Annotated in this window: 21 protein-coding genes and 1 riboswitch; of the genes, 14 read left to right on the forward strand and 7 right to left on the reverse strand. The window is 41.6% G+C overall.

Annotated features, from left to right (window positions below; all coding sequences use genetic code 11):
• The 6 genes from FTV09_RS08250 to FTV09_RS08275 all read right to left on the reverse strand — a co-directional run.
• The coding region (locus tag FTV09_RS08250) for a DUF4172 domain-containing protein (RefSeq protein ID WP_180057922.1) at window positions 1-375 on the reverse strand (375 nt) is incomplete at its 3' end.
• Between the two features lie 321 nt (window positions 376-696).
• A complete protein-coding gene (locus FTV09_RS08255; RefSeq protein WP_180042310.1) occupies window positions 697-894 on the reverse strand; it encodes a hypothetical protein in 198 nt (65 codons plus the stop codon).
• Between the two features lie 69 nt (window positions 895-963).
• Complete coding sequence (locus FTV09_RS08260) at window positions 964-1,191, reverse strand: hypothetical protein (RefSeq protein ID WP_004637137.1); 228 nt, start codon at window positions 1,189-1,191, stop codon at window positions 964-966.
• A 98-nt stretch (window positions 1,192-1,289) separates the two neighbouring features.
• On the reverse strand, window positions 1,290-1,505 hold the full coding sequence (locus FTV09_RS08265) for a cold-shock protein (protein ID WP_004637138.1): 216 nt from the start codon (window positions 1,503-1,505) through the stop codon (window positions 1,290-1,292).
• A 691-nt stretch (window positions 1,506-2,196) separates the two neighbouring features.
• Window positions 2,197-2,418, reverse strand: a complete 222-nt coding sequence (locus tag FTV09_RS08270) for a DUF3565 domain-containing protein (RefSeq protein ID WP_180057923.1) — start codon at window positions 2,416-2,418, stop codon at window positions 2,197-2,199.
• 75 nt (window positions 2,419-2,493) lie between these two features.
• On the reverse strand, window positions 2,494-3,930 hold the full coding sequence (locus tag FTV09_RS08275; protein WP_218950158.1) for a hypothetical protein: 1,437 nt from the start codon (window positions 3,928-3,930) through the stop codon (window positions 2,494-2,496).
• Window positions 3,931-4,120: 190 nt separating this feature from the next.
• Here FTV09_RS08275 and gshB point away from each other — a divergent pair, with 190 nt between their 5' ends.
• The 8 genes from gshB to lpxC all read left to right on the forward strand — a co-directional run bounded on the left by gshB (window position 4,121) and on the right by lpxC (window position 13,468).
• Window positions 4,121-5,071, forward strand: coding sequence for a glutathione synthase (gshB, locus tag FTV09_RS08280; RefSeq protein ID WP_067761634.1), 951 nt, complete (start codon window positions 4,121-4,123; stop codon window positions 5,069-5,071).
• A 282-nt stretch (window positions 5,072-5,353) separates the two neighbouring features.
• Window positions 5,354-6,451, forward strand: coding sequence for an undecaprenyldiphospho-muramoylpentapeptide beta-N-acetylglucosaminyltransferase (gene murG, locus FTV09_RS08285; RefSeq protein WP_180057925.1), 1,098 nt, complete (start codon window positions 5,354-5,356; stop codon window positions 6,449-6,451).
• A 14-nt stretch (window positions 6,452-6,465) separates the two neighbouring features.
• The gene (murC, locus tag FTV09_RS08290) at window positions 6,466-7,914 is read left to right on the forward strand and encodes a UDP-N-acetylmuramate--L-alanine ligase (RefSeq protein WP_067761630.1); all 1,449 of its coding nucleotides are present in this window, start codon (window positions 6,466-6,468) and stop codon (window positions 7,912-7,914) included.
• Window positions 7,915-7,971: 57 nt separating this feature from the next.
• Entirely contained in the window at window positions 7,972-8,901 is a 930-nt protein-coding gene (locus FTV09_RS08295; protein ID WP_067761628.1) for a D-alanine--D-alanine ligase, read from the forward strand.
• A gap of 3 nt (window positions 8,902-8,904) precedes the next feature.
• Entirely contained in the window at window positions 8,905-9,759 is an 855-nt protein-coding gene (locus FTV09_RS08300) for a cell division protein FtsQ/DivIB (RefSeq protein ID WP_180057927.1), read from the forward strand.
• A 68-nt stretch (window positions 9,760-9,827) separates the two neighbouring features.
• Window positions 9,828-11,090 carry a cell division protein FtsA gene (gene ftsA / locus FTV09_RS08305; RefSeq protein ID WP_067761624.1) on the forward strand — a complete coding sequence of 421 codons (1,263 nt, stop codon included), beginning with the start codon at window positions 9,828-9,830 and terminating at the stop codon, window positions 11,088-11,090.
• Window positions 11,091-11,249: 159 nt separating this feature from the next.
• Window positions 11,250-12,440, forward strand: a complete 1,191-nt coding sequence (gene ftsZ, locus FTV09_RS08310; protein ID WP_180057929.1) for a cell division protein FtsZ — start codon at window positions 11,250-11,252, stop codon at window positions 12,438-12,440.
• 125 nt (window positions 12,441-12,565) lie between these two features.
• On the forward strand, window positions 12,566-13,468 hold the full coding sequence (gene lpxC / locus FTV09_RS08315) for a UDP-3-O-acyl-N-acetylglucosamine deacetylase (protein WP_180057931.1): 903 nt from the start codon (window positions 12,566-12,568) through the stop codon (window positions 13,466-13,468).
• 97 nt (window positions 13,469-13,565) lie between these two features.
• Here lpxC and FTV09_RS08320 read toward each other — a convergent pair whose 3' ends face one another.
• Window positions 13,566-14,006, reverse strand: coding sequence for a DUF721 domain-containing protein (locus tag FTV09_RS08320; protein ID WP_067761618.1), 441 nt, complete (start codon window positions 14,004-14,006; stop codon window positions 13,566-13,568).
• A 108-nt stretch (window positions 14,007-14,114) separates the two neighbouring features.
• Between FTV09_RS08320 and FTV09_RS08325 the strand changes: the two genes are divergently transcribed.
• From FTV09_RS08325 to FTV09_RS08350, 6 genes are all read left to right on the forward strand, one after another.
• Window positions 14,115-14,810, forward strand: a complete 696-nt coding sequence (locus FTV09_RS08325; RefSeq protein WP_067761616.1) for a M23 family metallopeptidase — start codon at window positions 14,115-14,117, stop codon at window positions 14,808-14,810.
• 360 nt (window positions 14,811-15,170) lie between these two features.
• Entirely contained in the window at window positions 15,171-17,873 is a 2,703-nt protein-coding gene (gene aceE / locus FTV09_RS08330) for a pyruvate dehydrogenase (acetyl-transferring), homodimeric type (protein ID WP_180057933.1), read from the forward strand.
• Between the two features lie 2 nt (window positions 17,874-17,875).
• A complete protein-coding gene (locus FTV09_RS08335) occupies window positions 17,876-19,864 on the forward strand; it encodes a 2-oxo acid dehydrogenase subunit E2 (protein WP_180057935.1) in 1,989 nt (662 codons plus the stop codon).
• Window positions 19,865-20,074: 210 nt separating this feature from the next.
• Window positions 20,075-20,218, forward strand: a riboswitch (yybP-ykoY riboswitch).
• Window positions 20,219-20,292: 74 nt separating this feature from the next.
• Window positions 20,293-20,871 (forward strand): TMEM165/GDT1 family protein, encoded by a 579-nt coding sequence (locus FTV09_RS08340; RefSeq protein WP_004781499.1) that lies wholly within the window; start codon window positions 20,293-20,295, stop codon window positions 20,869-20,871.
• Between the two features lie 181 nt (window positions 20,872-21,052).
• Window positions 21,053-21,850, forward strand: coding sequence for an MBL fold metallo-hydrolase (locus tag FTV09_RS08345; protein WP_067761607.1), 798 nt, complete (start codon window positions 21,053-21,055; stop codon window positions 21,848-21,850).
• A gap of 98 nt (window positions 21,851-21,948) precedes the next feature.
• Window positions 21,949-22,314: a YkgJ family cysteine cluster protein gene (locus FTV09_RS08350; protein ID WP_180057936.1), complete on the forward strand. Its 366-nt coding sequence runs from the start codon at window positions 21,949-21,951 to the stop codon at window positions 22,312-22,314.
• Window positions 22,315-22,455 lie beyond the last annotated feature (141 nt).

Here is a 22,455-nt window from a genome sequence, read left to right on the forward strand (position 1 = left end):
AAGCCAACGATGCCACTGCATGAGACGATTAACAGTCAATGGTTGCTTAACATCGTTAAGCGCATCTAGCATGATATTGGCTAAACCTTCTGATCGATCTGAGCTTGGATAAGGCTGTTCAAGTGTGACACCTAAGCGTTGAGCTAGAGATGATCGTAGTGAAAAAACATTGATCGTTTCGTTTTCAATCGCAGATGAAGCAACAAGATTGGCAAGCAGAGTATCTAGGGTGAATTGCTCTTTTGCTAAATCATGCTGACTTTGCCCCAGAATAATCCCTATTTTTTGATGTATCTGTCTGGTTTTAGGTAAGATAACTGAATCTAGCCATGTAAAATTTGTCCAGTTTTCTGCTTGCCAAATCCATTTCTGCATTTTCAATCGCTCATCTAAAATTTCAGATGAGTTGAATATAGCACTTATTCGGCTCATAACAAGAGCCGAATATGATAATTAATCAGCTCATTTTTTATAGGACATTTTAAATAGTTTATCGCATAGACATTTTAATTGGGGAATAACAGAAATATATCGGCTTTTTTATAAACAAACTTGATATGTTTTTCCAAAAAATAGAGATCATTTGAGAATATTTGTATTTTCTACTTTTAAACTCAATTATTTTTAGGGGGATGACCTGAGAGCTATTAGCTCTCGTTTCTTACAATGCGTATCGTATTGGTTTTAAAATACTATCTATAAAATTTTAAAAATTTTTCCACTTACAGTACTTTGAAAAAACATTTCAAAACTAGGTCGAATATCTTCTCCATCAATGGTGATATGTCTTATATTTGAGTGAGATTGCGTATCGGCAAAATGATGATCTACTGTTGCTTGAATAGCTTGTTTAACCCCAAACTGGTCTTTTACGTTGAGAGTCTGTTTAAACATATATATCCCCTTAATAAAATTATAGTGGTAGAAATCTACCCCAATTCTTAATACTTGTTGATGTTGGCTCTAAGCAACTTTATGACTTAATTTAAATAGCTGATTTAAAGAAGTGTAAAATGTACGGCCATCCAAATTTAAATCAACCTCGATTCCAGATGAAAGAAGGACTCTTTTACCTACTTCGATTTTTTTTGAACCTTGACGTGTATTTTGCATTTTATGAAGAGGAATTAATGAAACAATAATTTCAGTACCATTTTTAGATTTTGCAATTAAATTACTTAATTTCAACAAATTTCATCCTATTTTTTAGAAATATTTTAATTTTTAAAACAAATTTTGAAGTATAAAAAAAGCACTCATGAGTGCTTTTTATTACTGTCTATTATTACTTAGATAGCAACAATATTTACAGCATTCGGTCCTTTTTGACCTTGAGCTACACTGAATTCAACTTGCTGGCCTTCCATTAAGGTTTTGAAACCTGAACTTGCGATTTCGCTGAAATGAGCAAAAACGTCTGGACCTGATTCTTGTTGAATGAAACCAAAACCTTTAGTTTCGTTGAACCACTTAACAGTACCTTTAACAACATTTGAGTTTGACATAATATATCCTACTGATTTTTAATAATTTTTAGTCATTATATTGACCGATTATAACTTGGAAAATAATAAAGAATGAAACTTAAAATCTAAAAAACGAAGGATTATGACTAAAACTACGATACTTAAGGAAGATTTACCGAAACGAGACTTTTTTTCTAGTTGAGTTAAATATACAGTAAAAAGAAAAATAATCAAGTTTTTTTAATAGATATATTTATTTTTTTGATAAAAGAAAATTATATTTCATAAAAAAGCCTTATAGTCTCTCTCGGAACTATAAGGCTTATTAAGCGCTGTTAGTTTTCTCTTAATCACTTACTTTCCAATGTAAGTTAGCTGTTTTGGCCCTAATTGATACTTAGTCCTTAAACGCTTATTACCCACTATCCTTAGCAGGTTATGAGTACAATTATTTTACCGATAGGTAAAAAATTTAGATATAAGACAAAAGACGAATATTTGAGAGAATCAGTTTAAAAAGCTAACAATTCCACACTCTCCCTTATCTTACCCAGATATTTCCTTAGGTAAGTATTCAGGCTCACAATTAGACAACGCTGTTTGATTTTCAAAGAACGTGGTTACAACAGATTAGAAATAGGCCAATTATTCGGATTTTAAATTTAAAATTTTTCTAAAATTAAGATAATACACTCTACAAAAAAGCCCGTGATTCTGGGCTTTTACTTATTCATTCAACATAAAATCTCTTATACGCAACAAGTTCTTCTTCATCACACTTCTTACACTCCAACATCACGCCTAATTTTTCTTTCCGTCCTTGTTCCGTTATCACCCAAGGGCGATTTTGCCATGGTGGATCATGTCGCACATGCTGCGTATGACCACAGGCTAAAATCGCATACCAATGATTTTCATCATCCAAAGCAAAATCAACAATAGCCTGCTGCATATCAAATACCTGTCTGAACTCTGAGTATGATGAAGAGGGCACAGAACCCCTTTTATCTGTACATCACATATAAAATCATGACCTTGAACAATTTGGGCTCGAGCCATAGCAATTGCCAGATCTGATTTCATAAATGGTTGAATGCCCGGGATTACCTTTAGGTCGCGGCACGCCCTGTGGCACAAAGAAGGTCACAGAATGCGCACCATATAAGCCTGCTGGTATGGTCATGTCTTTTAATACCACATAAGCACTATCAAAATGCACATAGTCCATGCCCGTACCCGATGATCCAGAACCGCCAACAACGGGTGGGGTATGAATATTCCACGCTTTATTGTAGGCGGCTTTCCACGCGTCAATATCTGCACGTGTGGCAGGACGGAGTAAGCCCTTCGCTACGGCATCTCGTATCCCAGCAGGGCCTGCCAATGGCGCATTCGGATCAATCACATCTTTCATAGAACGCTCTTTAGATGAGCTCAGTTGCGTATCTGCGCTGATATTGCCAATATTGGCTTGCCCGTTTTTAGCAATCACAATGGCTTGAATATCACGCTGCAAAATACGCTGCGAAAGTTGATTCATTTCTGCTGCATTATCATCTGACACATAGCTGTAGCCACATTGCGAATTTTTGTACGACGTTTCTAAAACTGGAATCGCTTTAGGTAAACCGACCACACGCTGTGCGTGATAACCGGTGGCAATGACACCGACAATTCTTGTATTGCTCTCCCATTTTATTTTCCAAATGGTTGGCTCATACGCCCCTAAAATTAAAACCACCGGACGGTTATGCTGAACTTGAATGTCCATTTCAGTGGCTTGATGACCGCTGTCATCAATTTGATAACTGGTTTCCCGACCTGAATATGCACCAGTGGCAAACACATCATATTGAGTCGGCAGTTGTGTCTTAAACTTCGTGCAATCATTTTGCACAGGCGGCGTATAGTTGGATGATTGCCGTTGTTGACGATTGCTTGCCACTGAGGCCAGCAGGGCAGTGCGTAACAGTTCAGCATTATCTGGTGCTTCTTGTCGATATAGACAGTCTTTGGGGCGAAGGTTGTCTGCTAAATCAGAAAAACATTGCCAAATCTTAATCGGCTGTCCGGCGTACACTTGTGGTTGAAAATACAGATGATGTCCTGCCAATGCGGTAGGAATTTTGTCATGATTTTGCAGTTCAGCCGACAATTGCAGCCGATCAAACTGAAATACAACGCCATCTTTCTGTTCTAGGTTGGCAATGACATCGCGCTGAATCGGAGATGATTGGCGTAACAGTTGCATCACTTGTTCTGAGCTGTCGGTACTTTGAGACAAATACAACAGATTCACTTGAGAAATAAACTGTTGTTTCTGTTCCTCAACATGCGTCAAAACTTGATGGTTTTGATACTTTTCAAAGCCCACAGTCCCTGCAAAGCCTAGGCCAACCACGGCACAGCTCCCGAGTACACCGACGATAACCCCCGATTTAAATGTTCGTTGTTTGTTTGGCATTCTTTGTGATTATTTTGTTATGAGATGAAGCTTAAAATACAGCAAAGTTTTGAAAATAAAAACATTGTGATATTGAAATAAGCCTAATATCCAAGTGCTATTTAAAAGATAATCATCACGAAAAATCAGAAAACATCCGCGCCAATCTCCGCTATACTTTTCAGCAATCAAATTTATATGAGCGTTCCAGATGCGTGTACTTGTTGTGATGGATCCCATCGAAAATGTAAACCTAAAAAAAGATACTTCAATGGCGATGCTATGGGCAGCAGCGCGCCGCGGTCATGAGTTGGGCTATGCATTACAGCAAGATTTATATATTGAGCACGGCAAAGCCTTTGGTTTGATTTCACCGCTGAAAGTGTTTGAAGATTACAACCACTATTACGAACTCGGCGAAAAGAAAAAAGAATCCATTGCAGATTACGATGTGGTGTTGATGCGCAAAGACCCACCGTTTGATATGAACTTTGTCTACACCACTTATATTTTGGAACAGGCTGAACGTGAAGGCGCGTGGATTATCAATAAGCCGCAAAGCCTACGTGACTGCAATGAAAAGCTATTTGCGACCCAATTCCCTGAGCTGCAAGTGCCGACGTTAGTCACCTCACAACAGAGCTTAATTCGTGAGTTTTTACAAGAACATGGTGATGTGATTGTAAAACCTCTAGATGGTATGGGCGGTATGGGGATTTTCCGCTTGTATCAAGACGGTGTGAATATTGGTTCAACCATTGAAATTTTGACCAATAATGGCACACAGCCGATTATGGCGCAGCGCTATATTCCAGAAATTGTTGATGGTGATAAGCGTATTTTAATGGTCAATGGTGAGCCTGTACCTTACTGCTTGGCGCGCATTCCACAAAATGGTGAAGTGCGTGGAAATTTAGCTGCAGGTGGTTTGGGTGAGGCACGTCCATTAACTGAAAATGACAAAGCCATTGCCGCAAAAGTTGGGCCTTTCTTGCGTGAAAAAGGTTTGGTTTTTGTTGGACTTGACGTGATTGGCAATTATGTGACTGAAATTAATGTGACGAGTCCAACATGTGTCCGTGAAATTGATGCGCAATTTGGCACTTCAATTGCGGATGATTTATTTGATGTACTTGAAGCCGGTCTTAAAGCTAAAGCTTAAATCAATAAAAAAGAGCCCAACATTGGGCTCTTTTTTTGCTGTATGGCAAAAAAGTGAAAAAGTTGTAAGTAAATGCAATTAAAAGCAAAAATTGTCTGATTTTTTTTCAATTCTGATAGATTAATAATAAAACTAGTTTAAACTTTTAAAATAGTAGAAAAAAACAATCATACGCCTGTTGAAAAAAAGTAAATTGCCTTTCACGGTTATGCGTTTGTGATTACAATTGTTTGCTTAAAATTGAATTTCCTTAGCCATATTTTAGAATTGAAGAATTAGACTGTGACCGAAGCAACGCAAGTAAAGCCGAAACATGTCATGATGATGGCTGCCGGAACCGGTGGTCATGTTTTTCCAGCACTCGCTGTTGCCAAAGAGTTGCAACAACAAGGCTGTGAAGTGTCTTGGTTAGCAACACCATCAGGTATGGAAAATCGCCTGCTTAAAAATCAAAACATTCCGATTTATCAAATTGATATTCAAGGTGTGCGCGGCAATGGTGTCGTGCGTAAGTTAATGGCACCTTTCAAAATTTTAAAAGCAACGTTAAGCGCGATGCGCTATATGAAACAGCTCAAAGTTGATGCGGTCGCAGGTTTTGGTGGTTATGTTGCAGGGCCTGGTGGTCTTGCTGCACGCGCACTCGGTATTCCTGTGATTATTCATGAACAAAATGCTGTGGCTGGGTTTACCAATACGCAATTATCACGTGTGGCGAAAACGGTGTGTCAGGCATTTCCAAATACTTTTCCAGTTCAAGATAAAATTGTGACTACAGGCAATCCTGTACGGAAGGAAATTACAGAAATTTTAAATCCGTCATGGCGTTACCAAGAGCGTGAAAAATCTGGTCAGCCGATACGTATTTTAATTGTGGGTGGTTCACTCGGTGCGCGTGCTTTAAATGAATGCGTACCTGCTGCATTACAACAACTTGATTTACCACTGAGTGTTTATCATCAGTGTGGTCAAAATAATGCTGAAGCGACGTTGGCACGCTATGCCGATGCGCCTGAAAGTTTACAGGTTGAAGTACAACCTTTTATTGAAGATATGGCTCAAGCGTATTCTGCAGCGGATCTCATTATCTGCCGTGCTGGTGCGTTGACTGTAACTGAGATTGCAACAGCAGGGGTGGCCGCTGTATTTGTGCCACTACCAAGTGCTGTGGATGATCATCAAACTGCCAATGCGCGCTTCTTGGCCAAGAGTAATGCAGCAAAAATTTGCCCTCAAGCGGACATGACCGCTGAAAGTTTAACAGCGTTGTTGAAGCCGCTGATGAACCGTCAACTACTTATGGAAATGGCGGTTAAGGCTCGACAACAGGCACAACCCGATGCGACTAAGCATGTGGTTGGTTTAATTCAAGATTTGTAATATTCGAGTAATTTATGTCTCCATCAATGCCTGCCGATCAAGCGAAAAAGCTCATTAAAGTGCCAGAAATGCGCCGTATTAAACACATCCATTTTATTGGAATTGGTGGTGCGGGTATGTGTGGTATTGCAGAAGTGTTGAAAAACCAAGGCTATAAAGTTTCGGGTTCAGATATCAAAGCATCAAAAACCACTGCTCAGCTTGAAGAAAATGGTATTCAGGTGTTCATTGGTCACACGGCTGAAAATATTCAAGGTGCGAACGTTATTGTGGTGTCGACTGCAATTGATGCAGAAAACCCAGAGATTAAAGCGGCGATTGAAACCCGTACACCTGTGGTTCGCCGTGCAGAAATGCTGGGTGAATTGATGCGTTACCGTCATGGTATTGCTGTAGCAGGGACACATGGTAAAACCACAACGACCAGTCTTGTGACTTGTATGTTGGCAGAAGAAAACCTAGACCCAACGTATGTGATTGGTGGTCTATTAAACCGTACTGGTGTAAATGCAGCTTTGGGTGCAAGTCGTTTCATTGTTGCTGAGGCAGATGAATCAGACGCATCATTCTTACATTTACAGCCGATGGCAACGATTGTCACCAACATTGATGCTGACCATATGGATACCTACGGTGGTAGCTTCGATGTACTAAAAGATACTTTTGTACAGTTCTTACAAAAGCTTCCATTCTACGGTTTGGCTGTGGTGTGTGGTGATGATGCCAACATTCGTGAAATCATGCCGCGTATTGGCCGTCCGGTTGTGACCTACGGCTTTAATGAAGACAACGATATTCGCGCAGTAGATGTAGTGCAAGAGGGTATGCAATCGCACTTTACCGTATTACGTAAAGACCGTGAGCCGCTTCGCTTAACCATCAACTTACCGGGTTTGCATAATATTTTAAATGCTCTGGCTGCAATTGGTATTGCAACAGATGAAGGCGTTTCAGATGCAGCGATTGCACGTGCATTAGAAAGCTTCAGTGGTGTGGGTCGTCGTTTCCAAGTTCAAGGTGAATTTGAAATTGAGGGTGGTGCTGTGAAATTGGTCGATGACTATGGTCATCATCCAAAAGAAGTGGAAGCAACCATTAAAGCCGCTCGTGCCAGCCATCCTGATCGTCGTTTAGTGATGATGTTCCAGCCACACCGTTTCAGCCGTACACGTGACTGCTTTGATGACTTTGTTGATGTATTGTCGCAAGTCGATCAATTGTTGCTACTTGAAGTTTATCCTGCGGGTGAAAAACCCATTGTAGGTGCAGACAGCCGTGCATTGGCACGCAGTATTCGTCTGCGTGGTGAAGTTGAACCGATTTTGATTGATCCTGTTGAAGGTAATTTGCAAGCTGTGATGAAAAAAGTGTTACAAGCGAATGACTTGTTATTAACACAGGGCGCAGGTAATGTTGGTGCAATCTCAATCGAGCTTGCTCAAAACGATTTATACGTAAAATAATCACTTTGGGTGATTGAAAGTCTAGTTAGACAGTGCAAAAAGTTTAAGGATATAAACGTGTCAAATGCTTCAAAATTCGGCAAAGTTGCCGTGTTATTAGGTGGTAAATCTGCCGAACGTGAGGTTTCTCTCGATAGTGGTAAAGCTGTACTTGAAGCATTGGTGCGTTCGGGTGTAAATGCCGAAGCTTTCGATCCACAGCAACGCAGTGTGACTGAGTTGGTGGGCTATGATCGTGCATTCATTGTATTGCATGGTCGTGGTGGTGAAGATGGTCAGATTCAAGGCACACTTGAATGGTTAAATATTCCATATACAGGTACAGGTGTTCAAGGATCTGCCATTGGTATGGACAAAGTGAAAACCAAGCAAGTTTGGCAAGGTTCTGAGCTGCCAACTGCACCGTATCGCATTGTCAGCAAAGATTCAGATTTGCAAGAAATTGTCGACAGTATTGGTCTGCCATTTATTATCAAACCAGTACATGAAGGCTCAAGCATTGGCATGAGCAAAGTTGAAAAAATGGAAGACTTTGCTGAAGCGATTACAAAAGCAACTCAACATGACGCTGTTGTGATGGCGGAGAAATGGATTACTGGACGTGAATTCACCATTGTGATTTTAAATGGTGTGGCATTGCCTGTGATCCGTTTAGAGCCACCTGCGGATGTGGCATTTTACGATTACGAAGCCAAATACAACCGTAATGATGTGCAGTATGGCATTCCATGTGGTTTAACTGAAGATGAAGAAAAACGTCTTCAAGCACTATGCTTACGTGCCTTCCAAGCCGTTGGTGCAAGTGGCTGGGGTCGTATTGATGCCATGCAGGACGAACAAGGTAATTTCTGGTTATTGGAAGTTAATACCGTTCCGGGGATGACCAGTCATTCGCTTGTGCCAAAAGCTGCCAAAGCAGTGGGCTATAGCTTTGATGAGTTATGTGTGGCAATTTTAGAACAAACCCTAACAGCTGCGGCACACTAAATTATGGCTCAACTCCCTGCGTCAATGCGCCGTAAGCGTGCTGCAACGACATCCATACACGACAAGCCGCCTACACGTAAGGAAACGCTTACCAATGTAGGTGGATGGGTTTTGCTACTGGTTGCTTGTTTGGTATTGGCTGCAGGGGTGTTTGGGCTCTATCGTGTGATGACTGATGCCCGAGTGGCAGAGTTAGATGTGGTGGGTGCACGTTCAGCACAAGAAAAGCAACAAGTGATGAGTTATGTATCACCATTGGTGACACAAAACTATTTTACCTCAGATTTACGTGTCATTCGTGATCGAGCTTTAGAGTTATCTTGGGTCGATCGCGTGGTTGTTTCACGTGCATGGCCGAATGCAATTCGCGTTCGTGTGATGCCACGTCAAGCCATTGCTCGTTGGGGCACAGGGCGTTTGTTGAGTGATAGTGGTGAGGTCTTTTCCGAGCTAACACCACAAAATCATCAGCAACTGCCATTACTTCACGGTCCGGTCAGTCATTCTAAAATGATGATGAGACGGTACAATGAAATTAATCAGTTATTTTTACCAGTTGGCATCCGATTAAAAGAACTTTATTTAACGGAACGCATGACATGGTTTATGCAGTTTGATTCAGGTTTACGTGTCATCGTCGACCAAGATCAAACCATGAGTAAGTTGCAACGTTTAAGTTATCTTGCACACAGTGATTTAAAGCCAGTTTGGCCAAGAATTTCTGCAATTGACCTGCGTTACCGAAATGGTCTAGCGATTCAATGGAAAAATTCCATTCCTGCAAAATCGGTAAATGGTCAGTTTGTTGTAACCAGTGATGACATAGGCATTGCGAATGGAACACCGGTGAAGCCATAATGACCGGCTTTATAAGTAGAGGCTTTAAGCCATTAATTAAACAAACATGTGAATGGTAGTAGTAAATAATGAATGAAGCTGTTCCCTCGGTTGTTGCGATTGACATTGGGACGCACAAAGTTTCAGTTTTGATTGGTAAGGTACACGCGCCAGACAATATCCAAGTGGTAGGGATGGCGACCGCTCGTAACCGCGGCATGAATAAAGGGAAAATTGTAAGTCTCGATAAAGTCGTCACTGCCATTAAAAATGCCGTACAAGAAGCGGAAGATATGGCTGAATGTCGTGTGCATTCTGCGTGGATTTCGATTCCGAGTGCGGAATTAAAAAGTTTTTATGCCTCTGGTCGTACTCCAATTGAAAATAATGACCATGCGATTACCACCAATGAAGTGGTGCGTGCATTAGAACTGGCCAAAGCCAGTCATTTAACCTCTGACCACTATTTGGTCAGTGCTGTGCCACTTGGCTTTGAGCTTGATGATGAGCCTGAATGGGTATTAAACCCAATTCGAATGTCTGCACGTAGTATGACTGGACATTATCATTTGATGATGTTGCCGATTAGTACCATGCAAAACCTAGATCGTGCGTTGAAAGGTGCCAACATTGGCGTGGAACGTATGGTGATTTCGTCATTAGCAACAGCCGAAGCCAGTTTGCTCAAAGATGAAAAAGAATACGGTGTTTGCTTGGTCGATATTGGTGCGGGTACCACTAATATTGCAGTCCATTTGGATGGCCGCTTAGCCATGACCCACACCTTACAGCGTGGTGGTGAGCATGTGACGCGTGATATTGCTGCAGTGCTGCAAACCACGACTGAAGAAGCGGAACGTATTAAATTATTATACGGTTGTGTAGATTTAAAAGTCGTTAAACCTGAAAGTATGATTCAATATCAAGGTATTGATGGTCCGCAAACCATTAGCCGAATTGAACTCACTGAAATTATCATTGCACGTTATGAAGAAATTTTTAATCAAGTGCGTGATGAATTAGTGAATCATGGTGCAATCCATGGTTTATACCATGGTGTGGTACTGACAGGCGATGCTTGCCAAATTGAAGGTATGGTAACGTTTGCACGCCGAATTTTAGGCGTTTCTGCACATTTGGGTAATCCCCCAGTGCAGGTATATGCAGATGATCAACAACAAGCAGCATTACGTCGTTCACAATACGCTACAGCTGCGGGTCTGCTTATTTTTAGTCAAAGTGAAACGCAAGATACAATCGTTGAACCTGAAGATACCGAAAAGCTTTCGGTTTTCAGTCGGGTAAAACGAGCATGGACGGGTTTTAACGATACGTTGAAATCAATCTTTTAAGTTGAAATATTTGGGAATATTGTTGGGAAGTTGTACTGATTATTGCTTGTACTTGACAAGCTGGAACTTGGGCAGCATTCTAAAAAACAATTTTTATTAAGATCAAGGCAGTATACGGGCTGAAGTGTCTGCCAATTATGTATTAGGAATTTTTTAGGCATGGCCTCATTTGAATTTTTAGAAGATGATCAAAGCGACAGCATCGGTCAAGCCCGTTTCACAGTATTCGGTGTAGGCGGTGCAGGTGGTAATGCAGTACAGCATATGCTTGAATCTGACATTGACGGTGTAAAGTTTGTTTGTGCTAATACAGATAAACAAGCACTGGATCGTATGAATGCTCAATTTAAAATCCAATTGGGTGAGCAAAGTACACGTGGTTTAGGTGCTGGTGCAAATCCACAAGTCGGTCAAACTGCAGCAGAAGAAAGCCGTGAGTTAATTCGTCAGCACCTTGAAGGTACGGACATGGTATTTGTTACCGCGGGTATGGGCGGTGGTACAGGTACAGGCGCTGCACCCGTAGTTGCTGAAATTGCCAAAGAAATGGGCATTTTGACTGTAGGTGTGGTTACAACACCATTTAATTTTGAAGGTAAACGTCGTCAACAATCTGCTGAAAAAGGGATTGAAGCACTAGAGCAACACGTTGATTCTTTGATTATTATTCCAAACCAACGTCTACTTAAAGTATTCCGCGATATTTCAATGAAAGATGCCTATAAAAAGGCAGACGATGTATTGTTAAATGCGGTACGTAGTATCTTTGATTTGGTGGTACGTCCGGGTCATATCAACCTTGACTTCGCCGATTTGAAAACTGCCATGAGTACACGTGGTTACGCAATGATGGGTGCTGGCTCAGGCCGTGGTGAAAATCGTGCACGTCAGGCTGCAGAACAAGCAATCCGTAGTCCATTACTTGACAACGTGACTATTATGAATGCTAAAGGCATCTTAATTAACGTAACGGGTGGCGACGATGTTACATTCGGTGAAATTGAAGAAATTACCGATGTAGTAAACCAGATTGTTGACTTAGATGAAGGTCAGGTCTTCTACGGTACGGTATTTGATCCGGATGCACGTGATGAAATCAGTGTAACTGTAATTGCAACAGGTTTAACACGTAACTCTGCAGATTCTGCTGAACCTATGAAACGTCCAGTGGCGCAAGCAACACGTACTGCCTCTACAGCTCAAGTACCAGTTGATGAAGATGATGTACCAGCAATTCAGCGTCAGCAAACTGAAGCAGCAGCTCCTGCTGCTGCAGCATCAAGCAATGCCAGCGCACGTCCTACGCCCATGAGTATTCAGGATTATCTGAAGAATCAACAACGTAAATAAAACAAATTCAATGTGTTAACACGCTGTGAATTACAAAAGGTAGCCTTACGGCTACCTTTTTGTTTTTTATCAATGGCTAAATATGCTAACGTATAGCGGTTTTGTGAACAGATGATAGAAAATACATGTTGAAGCAACGTACCCTGAAACGCGTCGTGAAAGCGAGTGGCATCGGACTGCATAGCGGGCAAAAAGTCATGATTAACTTTGTGCCACATCATGCCGATGGGGGAATTGTATTTCGACGTATTGATCTGAATCCTCCAGTTGATATTCATGCCGATGCAATGCTGATTCAAGAAGCATTTATGTGTTCAAACTTGGTACAAGAAAATGCCAAAGTCGGTACGATTGAACACATTATGAGTGCGATTGCAGGTCTAGGAATTGATAACCTGATTGTTGAAGTATCAGCATCAGAAGTACCGATTATGGACGGTAGTGCAGGTCCATTTATCTATTTACTCATGCAAGGTGAGTTGGTTGAACAAAATGCACCGAAAAAATTTATAAAAATTCTAAAACCTGTTGAGGCATTGATAGACGATAAACGTGCGGTCTTTGAACCACATGACGGCTTTCAATTAAACTTTACCATTGATTTTGATCATCCTGCTTTCAAAAAAGAATTCCAATCGGCGACCATTGATTTTTCGACTGAAACTTTTGTTTATGAGGTTAGTGAAGCCCGAACTTTTGGTTTTATGAAGGATTTGGATTATCTCAAAGCCAATAATTTGGCACTTGGCGCAAGCTTAGATAATGCCATTGGGGTAGATGAAACAGGTGTAGTCAATGAAGAAGGTTTACGCTTCTCTGACGAGTTTGTTCGTCACAAAATATTAGATGCTGTAGGTGATCTTTATTTGCTTGGTCACCAAATTATTGCCAAATATGATGCATATAAGTCGGGTCATGCTTTAAATAATCAGCTGCTGCGCAATGTCAAAAGTGATCCAGATAGCTATGAAATTGTAACATTTGATGACATAAATGATTGTCCAATAAGTTATGTGAATGTGACATAAGTCATTGTCTTTCGGTGGCAATGTTATAATATAACTAAAATAAATGTTAATTATGTCACATTTTTGATTCTACGATTAAGCTGTGACTATGGGGTGGTTACTTTTTATTGCTTGCCAAACGCAGCATTGCTTGGCTAAGCTTAGGGTCGCTCACAAAGTCAGCAGCATTACGGAGTAAATCCTGAGTTTCTGTGCTAAGGGTTCTTGAAATTTTTTCAGGGGAATGGGGTGTTTGAGGCGGAGTTCTCAAACGAACTTGAATCTTGTGTAAATCTTTGAATTCGGGTAATTGTGTGAGTTGTGCAATATATTGTTTCTGTAGATAAGCAAGCTGACTTATGAGCGCCTGATTTTCTCCAGTCAACATAAGCACGCCATTTAAATAACAAACGACTTGCCATTGCTCCGGTTGGGGTAATACAGGTTGAACAAGTTTCGTAAGTTTCTGCCATGCAGCAACTTGAGTTGAAAGAAACGAGAAGTTTCCTGTTTTTAAGTGTTTTCTTTTGGGTTGAAAAACGTTGACAGGTTCGGACATACATATTTCCTACATGTTTATGTCTTAATCTTATGCGCTCCTTCAATCAGATATCAAGGATGAGATCACGCTAGGAAATTAAGTAAGAACAGTTTATAGAGGTTTTTTATGCATTTACGACGTGTTTTGTTGGCTTTTTCATTGGCTGCTTCGGCCGCTTCAGTCGCTTTCGCAGATCTAGTTGAACTAAATCAAGCAGATAGTTCATCAGATCGTATAGAACAGTTAACCCGTACTTTGTCTCAAGGTGCATATTCAGAAAGTAATGATCTAGATATTCCCGCTGAAACGAAATTGAATGTTCAAATTCGTGAAAAATCAGTTGAACTGAACAATGCGACTATCGCCAAAAAATACGGTTCAAGTGCAGTTTCTAAAAACTATACTGCAAGTTCAAACAATCCATACTCTTGGTTAATCGCACACCCACTTCCAGATATGAAACGTGTCAGCTCTAATTATGGCGGCCGTACGATGGGTGGTCGCGCTGAAAACCATTCAGGCTTAGACCTATCTGCTGCAAGCGGCACACCTATTTACGCAACTGGCCCAGGTATCGTGACAAAGTCAGGTTGGGGCACAGGTTATGGTCAATATGTCGAGATTAACCACGGTAATGGCTATCTTACCCGTTATGCTCATGCTTCGCGTCTAATTGCTCGTGTAGGTGAGCGTGTTGAAGCTGGCGAGCATATTGCCAATGTTGGATGTACAGGTCGTTGTACTGGCCCACATTTACACTATGAAGTAGTAAAAGATGGTCAACGCAAGAATCCGTCTACTTACTTAGCGATGTTGCCATAATTTGTTTAGCTTCGAATTGCTACCTTGTAGGATGATTGAGGAATATCTACGATATTGATCAATTAAAAACGGTAGCAGTATTTACGAAGTCTTTGTTTCTAAAAGCCAGTGTCTGACCTCTACAGACACTGGCTTTTTATTTATTGCTTTAAGCTATAACGTTATCATTGAAAAAAAATAATGTATGTAGGAAAAATTAGCCAAATTGACCAAAAAATGTAAAAAAGTGTAATTAATAATCAATAAGTATTTAGCAAATAAATAATGCAGCCAAAGCGTATTCATCTGTGGCAATAACTGAGTATGCCCAAAATATGATACTAATAGACCTATATATTTAGCACATAGGATAGGTGAAGTATGGCGTTTTATGGCGATACAGATGCTCAGGAAACCCAAGAATGGCAGGACGCATTTGACTCAGTTTTACAGCATATGGGTACTGATCGTGCTGCATTTTTGCTCGAAAAACTTTATCAGCAAGCAATTGCCAAACACGTTCCCATTCAGCGACTAAATACTCCTTATTTAAATACCATTTCTGTTGCAGAACAGCCACCGATGCCAGGTGATCCGGATATGGAGCGTCGTATTCGTGCGCTGATCCGTTGGAATGCTTTGGCAATGGTTTTACGTGCCAACAAAACGGGTGACGATTTAGGTGGTCACTTAGCCAGCTTTGCATCTTCTGCAACCTTATATGATGTAGGTTTTAACCACTTCTTCCGTGCCAATAGCGACAGCTTTGGCGGTGACATGATTTATTACCAAGGTCACTGCGCACCGGGTATTTATGCACGTTCTTTCCTTGAAGGTCGTCTGACTGAAGATCATTTAAATAATTTCCGTCGTGAAGTGGGTGGTAAAGGACTTCCTTCTTACCCACATCCATATTTAATGCCGGATTATTGGCAGTTCCCAACGGTATCGATGGGTCTTGGCCCAATTATGTCGATCTATCAAGCACATATTCAAAAGTACTTGATGAACCGTGGCTTAATTAAGGAAGAAGACCGCAAGGTTTGGGCATATCTCGGCGATGGCGAGATGGACGAGCCAGAAAGTACTGGTGCAATCGCGCTTGCGGGTCGTGAAAAGTTAGACAACCTAGTGTGGGTTGTAAACTGTAACTTACAGCGTCTTGATGGTCCGGTGCGTGGTAACGGTAAAATTATTCAAGAACTTGAATCACTGTTCCGTGGTGCAGGTTGGCGTGTCATCAAAGTAGTATGGGGTCGTCATTGGGATCCGCTACTTGATAAAGATAAAACAGGCGCTTTAAAAGCGGTGATGGAAGAAGCCGTTGATGGTGACTATCAGCGTTATCAAGTAAAGGGTGGGGCTTATACCCGTGCACACTTCTTTGGTAAATATCCAGAAGCTGAAGAGTTGGTGAAAAACCTGAGCGATGAAGATATTGATAATCTAAATCGCGGTGGTCACGACCCATACAAAGTCTATGCTGCATATGCAGAAGCGATGAAATCAACAGGTCAGCCAACCGTAATCCTTGCGAAAACTGTGAAAGGTTATGGCTTGTCTGAAGAAATTGAAGCGGTGAACAAAACCCACCAAATCAAGAAAATGCAGCTTGAATCATTAAAATATGTACGTAACCGTTTCAACTTACCATTCACTGATGAGCAATTGGAAGAAGTGCCGTTCTACCGTCCAAGCGAAAACTCACCTGAATTGAAATACATGAAGGCGCGTCGTGAGGCATTGGGTGGTTATTTACCTGCTCGCCGTAAAGAAAGCGAACAGCTGGCAATTCCTGAATTGTCAGTGTTTGATGCGGTACTCAAAGGCAGCGGCGGTAAAGAACAATCTACAACCATGCTGATGGTGCGTTTGATTTCATCTTTATTGAAAGAAAAAGCCATTAAAGATCGTGTGGTGCCAATCGTTCCGGATGAAGCGCGTACCTTTGGTTTGGAGGGTATGTTCCGTCAGTTGGGTATCTATGCGGCCCATGGTCAAAAATATACCCCTGAAGACCAAGAACAGTTGATGCATTACCGTGAAGCTAAAGATGGTCACATGTTACAAGAAGGGATTAACGAAGCCGGCGCGATGAGTGCTTGGGCGGCGTTAGGTACCAGTTATTCAACCAATAACTTACCCATGATTCCAATGTATATGTACTACTCAATGTTCGGTTTCCAGCGTATTGGCGACATTGCATGGGCTGCAGGTGATGCGCAGGCGCAAGGTTTCTTGTTGGGTGCAACGGCAGGCCGTACGACATTGAACGGTGAAGGCTTACAGCACCAAGATGGTCACTCGCATATTTTAGCTAACACCATTCCAAATTGTGTGTCATATGACCCATGTTTTGGTTATGAATTAGCCGTGATCGTGCACGATGGTTTGAAACGTATGTACGTGAACCAAGAGCGTGTGTTCTATTACCTCACTGTTATGAACGAGAACTACGAACATCCTGCGATTCCTGAAGGTGCTGAAGAAGGCATCAAACGTGGTATGTACTTACTTGAAGAAGATGAGAAAGCGACAGTTCAGTTGCTTGGTTCAGGTGTGATTTTACGTGAAGTAATTAAAGCGGCAAAAATCCTGCGTGATGAATACCAAATTCACTCGAATGTATGGAGTGTGACAAGCTTCAATGAATTGGCGCGTGATGGTATGGCATGTGAAGAATACAATCGTTTACACCCATTAACTGAAGACACTAAAGAAGCATGGATTTCGAAGTTGTTGCGTGAAAAAGACGGCATCGTGGTTTCAGCAACGGATCATATGCGTGCTTATAGTGAACAAGTACGTGCTTATCTTCCAGACAACCGCCCATTTGTTGCATTAGGTACAGATGGCTATGGTCGCTCAGATACACGCGGTAATTTACGTAGTTACTTTGGCGTCGATGCTGCGCATATCGTTGTTGCGACGCTGAAAAAATTAGCGGATGAAGGTGAAGTGGATGCGCGCTTAGTGAAAGATGCGATTTCTAGCTTTGAGTTAGACACTGATCGTCCTGTAGCGTGGGCTCCACAAGAAACACCTGAGCTTCATGCTGTTGCTGACTACAAAGAGGAGAACTAAGCATGCAAATTACGACTCCTGATATTGGTGTAGATAAAGCAACGGTTGCAGAAATCTTAGTGAAAGTCGGCGATAGCATTGCGGTCGATGACAGCATTGTACTGTTAGAGTCTGACAAAGCCTCTGTTGAAGTGCCAAGCACTTCAGCAGGTGTGGTCAAAAGCATTGCCGTGAATTTAGGTGACAGTGTTGCTGAAGGCGCGGTACTGATTGAGCTAGAAGCCGAAGCTGACAATACTGCTGCGCCTGAAGTGCAAAGTGAGTCTGTTGCACCTGCTGCGCAAGCAGCACCTGCACCAGCAGCAGAAGCGCCTAAAGCCGAAGTTGTGCCGCAAGCTGCTGCATCGGCATCGCAAGTGGTTGATGTACAAGTACCTGATATTGGTGTAGAGAAAGCCACTGTTAGTGAAGTTTTGGTCGCCGTGGGTGATGAAATTGATGTTGATCAAAGCATCATCGTGGTGGAATCGGACAAAGCTACTGTCGAAGTGCCAAGTATTGTGTCTGGCCGTGTGGAGTCCATCACCATCAATGCAGGCGATGTGGTGAAAGAAGGCGTGGTGATTCTGACTGTGAAAACGGCGGTATCATCTGCAGCAACTGAAACCGCTCCTGCAACGACTGTGCAAGCAGAACAACCTGCGGCAGCACCTCAAGTAGCTGCATCCATACCTGCACCATCAACATCTGCGACAGGTCCCGTTGAAATTGCAGTACCTGACTTAGGTGTTGATAAAGCTGCCGTGGCGGAAATTTTGGTGGCGGTTGGTGATGTGGTTGAAAAAGACCAAAGCATCATTGTGGTGGAGTCGGATAAAGCTACTGTTGAAGTGCCAAGCACCGTAGCAGGTAAGATCACAGCGATTCATGTACAACTCGGACAAAGTGTTTCAGAAGGTGCGGCTTTACTGACTATTGAAGCAGAAGGTCAAGCTGCTACTGCACCTGCTGTGGCAGATAAGCCTACTCAAGCTGCTGCACAGCCTGTAGCTGTAACTGCGCCAAAAGCTGAAGCAAAAGTGGAAGCTGCGCCAGCAACTCAAGGCGCAGATAAGCTGACCAAAGAGCAAAATGCGGCGAATGCTAAAGTTTATGCAGGGCCAGCGGTACGTAAGTTAGCGCGTGAATTAGGTGTGGTTTTGGCTGAAGTGAAAGCTTCTGGTCCACATGAACGCTTAATGAAAGAAGATTTATTTGCTTTCGTGAAAACGCGTTTAACAGCACCTCAGGTAGCGCCTGCTGCGCAAGCTGTGGCTCAAGTGTCTGGCTTGCCAAAATTACCAAGTTTTGATGCCTTTGGCGGCGTAGAAGAGAAAACCTTGACACGTTTGCAACAAGTGTCGATTCCACAGTTGTCGTTAAACAATTTCATACCACAAGTGACACAGTTTGATTTGGCTGATATCACAGAGCTTGAAGCATGGCGCGGTGATCTTAAAGGCAACTTTAAGAAAGAAGGTATTAGCCTGACCATTATGGCGTTCATCATTAAAGCTGTCGCATATCTACTGAAAGAAGAGCGTGATTTTGCAGGTCACTTAGCAGATGATGGCAAGTCCGTATTGCTACGTAACGAAATCCATATGGGTATAGCTGTAGCGACACCTGATGGTTTGACCGTTCCAGTATTGCGTAATCCAGACCAAAAGTCGATTAAGCAAATTGCGATTGAGTTGGGTGAGTTGGGTCAAAAAGCACGTGATAAGAAATTGTCACCGAAAGACCTGCAAGGCGCGAACTTTACCATTTCAAGCCTTGGTGCCATCGGTGGTACAGCGTTTACACCACTTGTAAACTGGCCTCAAGTTGCAATTTTGGGTATTTCGCCTGCGACTATGCAACCTGTGTGGAATGGTGAAAGCTTTGATCCACGTTTGATGTTGCCATTGTCATTGTCTTACGATCACCGTGTCATTAATGGTGCTGACGCTGCGCGCTTTACCAACAAGTTAACCAAGTTATTGAAAGATATCCGTAGCTTGTTGATCTAATCTCAGCATTTACCTGATGTTTTAAAACCCTGCTTAGGCAGGGTTTTTTTAATTGCTGGATCTCGACTAGATATAAGCCAGCTAACACTGATGAATATCTTGCTGGTCAGTATTTAGATAAATTCTGGAAAATTTTAATGATTGTTATTTTAATCATGATACGGTTTTGAAGATTAAAATTGCGAAAATGTGTGCATATGGTTAGAATAAAACTACTTCATTGGGGAGTAGCCGCTTTTTACGCAAAGTAAAAAGGTGATGGTCAACATATTTGCTCTAAACCGAGCATGGTCATCATAGCAAAGAACCAAATGAGCTTTTCTTAAGCTTTCTTTTGTTGGCAAGACCTTTGATTTACCACTCTGCAGATATGGCTGGCAGGAGGGGTGAGTCATAGGTATGTAATTTGCTGGCCAGAGAAACACATCATGCTTTCTGCTTTTCTGATCTCATTAGCTGTTGTTGCCTTATCTGAAATGGGCGATAAAACTCAACTGCTTGCTTTATTACTTGCCGCACGTTTTCGTAAACCTGTTCCGATTCTCTTCGCAATCTTTTTGGCGACAGTCGTCAACCATGGCGTTTCCGCGGTCTTAGGTCAATGGATTACCACAGTGCTTAGCCCAACAGTATTGCTGTGGATCGTATCGCTTGGTTTCATTGCTATGGCGGTGTGGATGTTAATTCCAGATGAATTGGATGATGAATCAGAAAGTATCAATAAATGGCAAAAATATGGGGTATTCGGTGCCACATTTGTGTTGTTCTTCTTGGCAGAAATCGGCGATAAGACTCAAATTGCAACAGTCGCTTTAGCCGCGCGTTTTGACAGTATTGGTTGGGTCACTTTGGGTACTACGATCGGTATTATGTTGGTAAATGCACCAGCGGTATTTATTGGTAATAAATTGGCAGAAAAATTACCAATTTCGCTCATTCATAAGATTGGTGCTTTGGTTTTCTTAATAATTGGTCTGGCTGCATTGGCACAGCACTATTTATTTTAAGTGTTAAAGATATCGCAAATCCTGAGCTAAAAGCTCGGGATTTTTTGTCTAAAAATGTGACTTAATTAACTGATATTGTAGATAATATTGATCTGATTTTTATTGTAAGTTTCTCTAAATAAATATATGTTATTCACCTATAGAATATACATTTTTTACATAAAAATTTTGGGGAATGGGCATGGCTTTTGAACGTACTACATCACAAGTACTTTATGATGATGGAACGCATAAATGCATCAGTTTTACCAGCTTGGTAAAAGGTGAAGGTGTACAGGCAAACCAATTCCTGATTATTGATAATGAGCGTGCTGCGGTACTCGATCCAGGTGGTGATTTAACCTATGTACCGCTGACCATGGAATTAAATAAATATACCCGTCTCACCAATCTTGATTATGTGATGGCATCTCATCAAGACCCCGACATTATTACTTCTATGCCGCGTTGGCTGGTGTATACCGATGCAAAAGTGGTGGCATCAAAATTGTGGGCACGTTTCTTACCGCATTTGAACTCTGCGTTTATGAGTGATCGAATGAAAGGCAATTGGCTAGATCGTTTGATTGAATTGCCAGATCATGGTCAAGTGATCAGCTTGGGTAACAGCAAAATTGTCGCTGTACCTGCGCATTTCTTACATTCTGTGGGTAATTTCCAGTTTTATGATCCGATTGCCAAAATTCTATTTTCGGGAGATATGGGGGCATCAATGGTGGAAGATGCAGCTAAACCTTTAGAAAATTTCGCAGCACATATTCCAAAAATGAAAGGCTTCCATCAACGTTACATGTGCTCAAACAAAGTGATTCGTTTATGGGTCAATATGGTTCGTACCATGGATGTTGAAATGATCGTGCCACAACATGGCACGCCATTTATTGGTAAAGAGCAAATTAACCAGTTCTTAGACTGGATTGAGACTTTACAGTGTGGTGTCGATTTGATGGACGAAACCGTTTTTACCTGCCCAGAATAATGATCTCAAAGGTGATAAAAAATAATTGAGTTTAGAGACAACTTTTTTAAGATTTCCGTCTATAAAAGAATCTTTTTAGATGACGAGAACCTATAAAAATGTTGTCTCAAATACCAACCGAAGATGCATGTCTGAGTTGCGGTGCCTGCTGTGCTTATTTCCGAGTTTCGTTTTATTGGGCAGAAGGATTAAATATGCCTGAACACTATACGGAACCTGTGACACCTGTATATTCATGTATGGTAGGTACGAACCAAGCAAATCCACGTTGTATTGCTTTGGGCGGAGAAGTGGGCAAACAGGTGAGTTGCACCATGTATGAGGCACGTAGTTCATCTTGTAAAGAAGTTCAAATTGCCGATGAACAATGTAATAAAGCTCGTATTGCACATCAAATGATTCCCTTTGTTAGTATTCCCACGCATGATGCGGACAATGACGAAGATTTTGATCAAGTATGTTAAATACATTAAAAAAGCAGGGATATGTCCCTGCTTTTTTAGTTATTCAAGAGGTGTTGTCAAATCAATTATTGGGTCAGATAGAGATGAGTGGAATTTGATTTTAAATCGGGATGAGCTGAAATTTCTGGATCTACTTCAAGT

The sequence above is a fragment of the Acinetobacter sp. YH12227 genome (assembly GCF_013417785.1).
GTDB lineage: Bacteria > Pseudomonadota > Gammaproteobacteria > Pseudomonadales > Moraxellaceae > Acinetobacter > Acinetobacter gandensis.

Excerpts from the sequence above, each read along its gene's own strand:
- aceE (WP_180057933.1), top strand. The coding sequence starts at position 15,171 with ATGGCGTTTTATGGCGATACAGATGCTCAGGAAACCCAAGAATGGCAG.
- murC (WP_067761630.1), top strand. The coding sequence starts at position 6,466 with ATGTCTCCATCAATGCCTGCCGATCAAGCGAAAAAGCTCATTAAAGTG.
- FTV09_RS08345 (WP_067761607.1), top strand. The coding sequence starts at position 21,053 with ATGGCTTTTGAACGTACTACATCACAAGTACTTTATGATGATGGAACG.
- FTV09_RS08265 (WP_004637138.1), bottom strand. The coding sequence starts at position 1,505 with ATGTCAAACTCAAATGTTGTTAAAGGTACTGTTAAGTGGTTCAACGAA.
- ftsA (WP_067761624.1), top strand. The coding sequence starts at position 9,828 with ATGAATGAAGCTGTTCCCTCGGTTGTTGCGATTGACATTGGGACGCAC.
- FTV09_RS08275 (WP_218950158.1), bottom strand. The coding sequence starts at position 3,930 with ATGCCAAACAAACAACGAACATTTAAATCGGGGGTTATCGTCGGTGTA.
- lpxC (WP_180057931.1), top strand. The coding sequence starts at position 12,566 with ATGTTGAAGCAACGTACCCTGAAACGCGTCGTGAAAGCGAGTGGCATC.
- FTV09_RS08325 (WP_067761616.1), top strand. The coding sequence starts at position 14,115 with ATGCATTTACGACGTGTTTTGTTGGCTTTTTCATTGGCTGCTTCGGCC.
- gshB (WP_067761634.1), top strand. The coding sequence starts at position 4,121 with ATGCGTGTACTTGTTGTGATGGATCCCATCGAAAATGTAAACCTAAAA.
- FTV09_RS08340 (WP_004781499.1), top strand. The coding sequence starts at position 20,293 with ATGCTTTCTGCTTTTCTGATCTCATTAGCTGTTGTTGCCTTATCTGAA.
- FTV09_RS08300 (WP_180057927.1), top strand. The coding sequence starts at position 8,905 with ATGGCTCAACTCCCTGCGTCAATGCGCCGTAAGCGTGCTGCAACGACA.
- FTV09_RS08350 (WP_180057936.1), top strand. The coding sequence starts at position 21,949 with ATGTTGTCTCAAATACCAACCGAAGATGCATGTCTGAGTTGCGGTGCC.
- FTV09_RS08335 (WP_180057935.1), top strand. The coding sequence starts at position 17,876 with ATGCAAATTACGACTCCTGATATTGGTGTAGATAAAGCAACGGTTGCA.
- FTV09_RS08270 (WP_180057923.1), bottom strand. The coding sequence starts at position 2,418 with ATGCAGCAGGCTATTGTTGATTTTGCTTTGGATGATGAAAATCATTGG.
- ftsZ (WP_180057929.1), top strand. The coding sequence starts at position 11,250 with ATGGCCTCATTTGAATTTTTAGAAGATGATCAAAGCGACAGCATCGGT.
- FTV09_RS08255 (WP_180042310.1), bottom strand. The coding sequence starts at position 894 with ATGTTTAAACAGACTCTCAACGTAAAAGACCAGTTTGGGGTTAAACAA.
- FTV09_RS08320 (WP_067761618.1), bottom strand. The coding sequence starts at position 14,006 with ATGTCCGAACCTGTCAACGTTTTTCAACCCAAAAGAAAACACTTAAAA.